We start from the raw sequence: 6879 nt of genomic DNA, 5'->3' as shown, positions 1-6879 counted from the left end.
CGGTCGTAGAGCGGCACCGGCGCCGCCACGATCGTATCGTTCGGCAGCAGGCGGACGCACAGCAGATAGACAGCGAGCGCCAGCGCCACGTAATAGGTGACGGCGAGCGCGAAGCCGCGCGCCACCACGTCCCAATAGGGCACGCCGAGAAATTCCGACATCAGAAAGGCACCGACGCCCATCAGCGGCGGCATGAGGAGGCCGCCCATCGAGGCCGCGACCTCCACCGCGGCGGCGAAAGTTCCCGGCACGCCGTAGCGCTTCATCAGCGGAATCGTGATGCTGCCGACCACCACCGCGTTGGCCGAGCCGCTGCCGCTGATCATGCCGACCGAGAGCGAGCCGAGCACGGCGGACTGCGGCACCATCTGGCGCGAGCGGCCAGCGATGCGCCGCATGACGTTGATCATCGCGCTCTGCGCACCGAAGCCCTGCGCCGCGGCGGCCAACAGCAGGAAGGCGGCGATCAATGTGAGCGCGAGCTGGCCATAAATGCCGTAGATGCCAGTGGAGAACTCCACGGTGCTCGATGTCACGATGCGATAGAAGGACGTGCCCGGATGCCAGAAGAAATCGATCGGGCTGAGATATCCCCACAACGTGTAGACCACCAGAACCGCGTTGATCCAGAACAGCACCGGATGGGCGAGCCGCGACAGCTCCATGACCAGCAGAAACACCAGCAGGCCGGCGATGAAGTCCTGCGTGGTGTAGGAGCCCTGGCGATAGATCGCGATCTCTTCGAACTCGGTATGAAAATGCCAGAATACGTAGGCGCAGATGGCGATATAGGCGACCACGATGGCGTCGTTGGCGCGCGGCGGCAGCCATTTGTAGAGGTAATCCTGCCGGTAGGTGAACAGGATCTGCAGGATCAGCGCGATCGACATGACCCGCGCCACCAATTCCTGAGCCCCTCCCGATCCGGTGTAGTAGTACCAGGCGAGCCAACTAAATTGAACCAGCGAGAACGCGAGAATCAGGTTGCTCAGATTGAACTGGCGCTTGATCTGATTGCTCGTCATAACCGTCCCCACGTCGGCTAGTGCATTTTCAGCCGGCGGCCCTTACGACGTCAGCGGCCGGTTGCGACTCGCGCGATGCCGCCGCTCTCCCCAGCAATCATGCCGGCACGCGAATAAGCGCGAGGCGGAAGTTTGCGTTTGACGCAAACTCCCGCCCGTATTTCCCTCTATGCGATCAATTGCCGCTGGCAGCGATCTTCCACGTGTCGTTCCAGGCGTTTTGCTCCTTGAGGAACTTGGCGAGGCCGGCATGCACCGGAATGCTCGGATCGGCGTTGATGCCTTGGACCTGCATACCGACAAAGTCTTCCGCCATCGGGCCGAAGCCGGGTTCGCTCTTGGCGAGCGCTTCGCGGTTCTTGTAGAACGCGCTGACCATCTTGTAGACGACGTCCTCCGGCATATCGGCGCGCATGTTGTAGCCGAACAGAATCGGCACGCCCTGGATTTTCGAAACGCCGACATCCTTGGAGAACACTTTCGGATCGACTTCGCTGATCGCCAGGCCGGCGGCTTTCAGCTTCTCCACTTCTTCCGGGCACGGATTGACCACCGCCACGTCCATGCGCACGTCGGTCTCCATCCAGTACGGCGCCAGCGTGGCCCCGGCCGTCGTATAGGCCACCGAACCCGCGATCGTGCCGCCCTTGAGCGCGTCGGACTGGGTCTTGGGATCGATCTGGACGTGGTTGAACTCGTAGCCGAGCACCTTGTACATGCGCTGGAAGTTGAGCCAGTTCATGAACCCGGCGGTGGTGAAGAAGGTCGGCTTGCCGCTCAGATCGCTCAGGCACTTGTATTGCGCGGCCTTGTCGGCCGGCACCGCCATGAACGATTCCATCGGATAGGCGTACCAGGTGTGGACCAAATTGCTCTTGGCGGCTTTGTAATCCTTGAAGGGGCCTTCGCCAGCATAGAGTTGGGTCATGCCGACATCGGCGGTGTAGCCGATCTCGCCGGTGCCATCCATCGCCGCCTTCATAGCGCCGGTCGTGGACGGGTAGGGATTGACGGTGATGGTGTATTCGCCGCCAAGCGCTTCTTCGGCGATTTTGACCATCGAAGCCGCAATCTTGTAGCCGTAGGAATCGACGCTGGAGGTCGACCAGCGGATCGATTTGCGCTCCTGCGCGCCGGCCGGCTGCGGGGCCGACAGGGCAAGCACGGCCGCGAAGCCGAGCGCAGCCGCCGCGACATTGCAGGCATATTTCGTTCTAGACATGAGTGTCCTCCCTTTCGGTTGTCTTTTTGCCAACCAGGACGGCTGACCCTGGTGAACCCCAGTTTCGGGCGTCAGAGTAGCCATTTGGGCTCCCTGCGGCAATGCCGCAAGCTGGGGTTCCCCAGATGTGGCTCCGCAACTGGTGAATGGTAGCGATTTTCTGCATTGCTTGGAAGCCCAGGTTCGACACCCGGCCCGCTCCTATTCGACGCAGCCTGCACGGTTGTCGAGGAGCCGATCCGGTCATTTTTCCCGATATTCGAACGCACTCCTCATTTCGGTTGCTCTTGAATGCTTGATCGTCGTGTGTCTTCCGCCGGCGCTGGTGGTGGCTGCGGCCGAGATTCCCCCATGAGCCGCAATATCTCCTGGAACATTTGCGGTAGGATGGCGACCTCGGCCATCTCGAAGGCGACATGGCCGCCGTTCCTGATGACCTCCGCGCCGATCTTGATCAGCTTCTCCTTCAGGCTGGTCAGCGACCCGTGCGCGACAGCCGTGTCCACTTGATCGCGCCCTTGCCCTCCCTGATGTGTTGCTCGGCCGTGCCACAGATCGCCCGGCGGAGGCCAAGCAGGTGGCCGAGCGCGCGTTCGACAAGTATCCGCGGCTTGCCGATCGGGCTTGAGCCGCGCTTCATAGACATGGTTTTCAAGATCCTCGACGATCTGCAGAACGCCGAGGGCAAGACGATCGTCATGGTCGGGCAGAACGCTAAAAAGGACCTCGAATTCGCCGATATCGGCTATGTTCTGGTCTCCGGTCAGTTCGCCGCTGCGGGCAAGGGCGACGGCCTGCTTGCCGATCCCGAAGTCGGTCGGCTATTCCTTGGCGGAAAGAGTCCGCCGCGATAACGCAGCTTTACCCCAGCTTCTCGCCGTTGCCGTGCGATCTGGTTTGGTGTTAGCCATCTTCTTGATTTACGAATGAATTTTAAGTTATGCGCGTTACCATATGCACGTTTACGGAGCCCATGGCGTCTCATGACGAAACGAACCTGTCTTAGCCTGGTCCTCGCGGCAGGCGAGGGCACCCGCATGAAGTCGGCGCGGCCGAAAGTGATGCAGGAGGTCGCCGGGCGGGCGATGATCGGTCATGTACTCGACGTGGCGCGCGCGGCGGGAAGCGACCGCATGGCACTCGTCGTTGGGCCGGACATAGGAGAAGTGGCCGAAGCCGCGCGGCGTGAATTCGGCGAAATGTCGGTTTTTACCCAGCAGGATCGTCTCGGCACAGCCCATGCTGTTCTGACCGCTCGCGCGGCGCTTGAAGACGCCGCCGACGACGTGTTGGTGCTCTATGGCGACACGCCGCTGATCCGCCCCGACACGCTGCGACGCATCCGCGAGACGCTCGCGCATGGTGCCGATCTGGTGATCCTGGGCTTTCGGGCTGCCGATCCAACGGGTTACGGCCGGCTGATCGCCGATGACCGGGGCGCCGTCGTCGCGATCCGCGAGGAGCGCGACGCGAGTGCCGAGGAGCGGACGATCGTTTTGTGCAATTCCGGCGTCATGGGCTTTCGCGGCGCGCTGCTGCCGGCTCTGCTCGAGGAAATCGGCAACGACAACGCCAAGAAGGAATTCTATTTAACCGACGCGGTGGCCCTTGCTCGCGCCAAGCAGCTCAGCGTCGCATTTGTCGAATGCGCTGAAGAGGAGGTGCTCGGCGTCAACAGCCGGGCCGAGCTCGCCCGCGTCGAGGCTGTCTGTCAGCAGCGGCTGCGGCACCGGGCGCTCGAAGCTGGCGTCACCATGACCGCGCCGGAAACGGTTTTCCTGAGTTATGACACTGAGTTCGGTCCCGACGTGAAAATCGAGCCCAACGTCGTCTTCGGGCCCGGCGTCACCGCGCGCGCGGGCGCAACCATAAGAGCATTCTCGCACATCGAGGCCGCCGAGATCGGGGAGGGCGCCACTGTCGGGCCGTTTGCCCGGCTCAGGCCCGGCGCCCGTATCGGCGCGCGGGCCCGGGTCGGAAATTTCGTCGAAATCAAGGCCTCGGACATCGGGCCGGGCGCGAAGGTCAATCATCTCACCTATGTCGGCGACGCCACGGTCGGCGCCCACGCCAATATCGGCGCCGGCACCATTACCTGCAATTATGACGGTTACAATAAGCATCGCACGGTGATCGGCGCCGGCGCTTTCATCGGCTCGAATACGGCGCTGGTGGCCCCGGTCACGGTCGGGAAGGGTGCCTATGTGGGCTCGGGCAGCGTGATCACCAAAGACGTGGAGGACGACGCTCTGGCGCTGGAGCGCACCGAACAGATCGTGCGGCCAGGCTGGGCGGCGCGTCTGCGCGAGAAGGTTGGCGGTAAGAAGAGCGGCAACAAAAAGACATGATGTGTGATTTCGGCCCCGCCAGCGCGGCGGGTTACAAGAGCGCCGGTCGGGCGACGGTCTAGCCCCGGAGTTTCAACGGCATGTGCGGTATTGTTGGCATCGTTTCTCGCGGCGCCGTCGCGCCAGCGATCCTCAAGGCGCTCAAGCGGCTCGAATATCGCGGCTATGATTCAGCCGGTATCGCGACCCTCGAGGGCGGCCGGCTCACCCGCCTGCGCGCCGAGGGCAAGCTCAACAAACTTGCCGACAAACTGGACGCCGCGCCGCTTACCGGTCCCATCGGCATCGGCCACACGCGCTGGGCGACCCACGGAGCGCCGACCGAACGCAATGCCCATCCCCACGCCACGGATCGGGTCGCGGTCGTGCATAATGGCATTATCGAGAATTTCCGCGCCATCAAGCTGGAGCTTGAAGCTGCGGGCACCGTATTCGAGACGGAGACCGACACCGAGGTGATCGCCCAACTGATCACCCATGCGCTCAAGTCGGGCCTCAGTCCGGTCGAAGCCGTGCGCAAGACGCTGCCGCGGCTGGAAGGCGCTTTCGCGCTCGCCATTATGTTCGACGGCGAGGAGAACCTTCTGGTCGCCGCCCGCAAAGGCAGCCCTCTCGCCATCGGCATCGGCGAGGGGGAAATGTTCATCGGCTCAGACGCCATCGCGCTCGCCCCCTTTACCGACCAGGTTGTCTATTTGGAGGACGGCGACTGGGCGGTGATTTCGCGCGAGCGGCGTGAAATCTTCGATGCCGCCGGAAAACCCGTCAGCCGGCCGGTGCAGAGATCCGCCGCCTCGGCGCTCTTGGCCGACAAGGGAAACCACAAGCATTTCATGGCCAAAGAGATCCACGAGCAGCCCGAAGTCATCGGTCACACGCTCGCCCACTATCTCGACTTCGTTAATGAGCTGACCGTCCTTCCGGACGATTTGCCCTTTGATTTCAAGGACCTGAAACGGGTTGCCATCGCCGCCTGCGGCACCGCCTACTATGCCGGCCTGACGGCCAAATACTGGTTCGAACAATTGGCCCGGCTGCCGGTCGACATCGACATCGCATCGGAGTTCCGATACCGCGAAGTGCCCCTCGACCCTGGAGGACTGGCCCTGTTTGTTTCGCAGTCGGGCGAAACTGCGGATACGCTCGCCACTTTGCGCTTTGCCCGCGCCCACGCCCAGCATATCGCGGCGATCGTCAATGTGCGCGAGTCGACCATTGCCCGTGAATCGGAAATCGTCTTCCCGACGCTCGCCGGTCCCGAGATCGGCGTTGCCTCGACCAAGGCGTTCACCTGTCAGCTCGCTGTTCTTGCAGCGTTGGCGGTCGCGGCCGGAAGGCGGCGCGGACACCTAAGCAAGGCCGACGAGAGCAAGCTTGTCCATGCGCTGAGTGAAGTGCCGCGCCTGTGTGCGACGGCACTCAATCTCGAGCCGCAGATCGAGGTGCTGTCCAGATCGCTGGCGCATGCCCGAAACGTGCTTTATCTCGGCCGCGGCACCAGCTATGCCATCGCGCTTGAAGGCGCGCTGAAGCTCAAGGAAATCTCGTACATCCACGCCGAAGGCTATGCGGCGGGAGAGCTGAAGCATGGCCCCATCGCGCTGATCGACGAGGACATGCCGGTGGTCATTGTCGCCCCTTACGACCGAATCTTCGAAAAGACGGTGTCGAACATGCAGGAGGTGGCGGCCCGTGGCGGCCGGATCATTCTGCTCACCGACGAGAAGGGCGCCGAGGCCGCCGCCGTCGACACGGTGGAAACCCTCCTGCTGCCGGAAATGGCGGCAACCGTAACGCCGCTCGTCTATGCGATCCCGGTGCAGCTTCTCGCCTATCATACGGCGGTTCACATGGGTACCGACGTCGATCAGCCCCGCAATCTCGCCAAATCGGTGACCGTGGAATAGCAAGCCGCCGTTCGCCTTGTTTTGTTGACCGGGGGGAGCGGACTTGGTCAAAATGCGTGCGGACACGAATCAGCGGCGGACCTGCCATGGCGAGGCATGCGCGGCAGCGCATCTTCATCACCGCCTTGGCGTTCGCGGCAGGCGGACGATGGGGGGCCGGCAGCGCCCAGCGCTAAGGTCGATGTAGCGTTTGACGCTGCGGATGCGACCGTGATCGAGACCGAGCGTACCCGCATCGATGCCGAGGAGCGATCGCAAGCCGTCGGCATCCCGCGCCCGACCATCGAGAACCATCGGGTGCCACCTGTCGCGCGAAGCGCGCGCGATTGATAAGATGCGCCAATTGCCCATATGTTGAAGGCCGCGCCGGGGCGCGG

At 62.9% G+C, this 6879-nt stretch carries 5 protein-coding genes and 1 pseudogene; 3 read left to right on the top strand and 3 right to left on the bottom strand.

The genetic code is table 11. From position 1 onward, the window contains the following. From Q8P46_01055 to Q8P46_01045, 3 genes and pseudogenes are all read right to left on the bottom strand, one after another. A partial coding sequence (locus Q8P46_01055) for a TRAP transporter large permease subunit (GenBank protein MDP2618761.1) occupies positions 1 to 1025 on the bottom strand: 1025 nt, incomplete at its 3' end. A 175-nt stretch (positions 1026 to 1200) separates the two neighbouring features. Then, entirely contained in the window at positions 1201 to 2247 is a 1047-nt protein-coding gene (locus tag Q8P46_01050) for a TAXI family TRAP transporter solute-binding subunit (GenBank protein MDP2618760.1), read from the bottom strand. Positions 2248 to 2519: 272 nt separating this feature from the next. After that, a pseudogene (locus Q8P46_01045) lies at positions 2520 to 2797 on the bottom strand (hypothetical protein). Between the two features lie 61 nt (positions 2798 to 2858). Here Q8P46_01045 and Q8P46_01040 point away from each other — a divergent pair. The 3 genes from Q8P46_01040 (at position 2859) to glmS (ending at position 6502) form a co-directional block, all read left to right on the top strand. Then, positions 2859 to 3101, top strand: coding sequence for a hypothetical protein (locus Q8P46_01040; protein ID MDP2618759.1), 243 nt, complete (start codon positions 2859 to 2861; stop codon positions 3099 to 3101). A 129-nt stretch (positions 3102 to 3230) separates the two neighbouring features. Then, positions 3231 to 4595 (top strand): bifunctional UDP-N-acetylglucosamine diphosphorylase/glucosamine-1-phosphate N-acetyltransferase GlmU, encoded by a 1365-nt coding sequence (gene glmU, locus Q8P46_01035; protein ID MDP2618758.1) that lies wholly within the window; start codon positions 3231 to 3233, stop codon positions 4593 to 4595. Positions 4596 to 4675: 80 nt separating this feature from the next. Beyond that, complete coding sequence (glmS, locus tag Q8P46_01030) at positions 4676 to 6502, top strand: glutamine--fructose-6-phosphate transaminase (isomerizing) (GenBank protein MDP2618757.1); 1827 nt, start codon at positions 4676 to 4678, stop codon at positions 6500 to 6502. The last annotated feature ends 377 nt before the right edge of the window (positions 6503 to 6879 follow it).

It is taken from the genome of Hyphomicrobiales bacterium (genome assembly GCA_030688605.1).
Lineage (GTDB): Bacteria > Pseudomonadota > Alphaproteobacteria > Rhizobiales > NORP267 > JAUYJB01.
This window is presented reverse-complemented; position numbering and strand designations above follow the sequence as displayed.

Excerpts from the sequence above, each read along its gene's own strand:
- Q8P46_01050 (MDP2618760.1), bottom strand. The coding sequence starts at position 2,247 with ATGTCTAGAACGAAATATGCCTGCAATGTCGCGGCGGCTGCGCTCGGC.
- glmU (MDP2618758.1), top strand. The coding sequence starts at position 3,231 with ATGACGAAACGAACCTGTCTTAGCCTGGTCCTCGCGGCAGGCGAGGGC.
- glmS (MDP2618757.1), top strand. The coding sequence starts at position 4,676 with ATGTGCGGTATTGTTGGCATCGTTTCTCGCGGCGCCGTCGCGCCAGCG.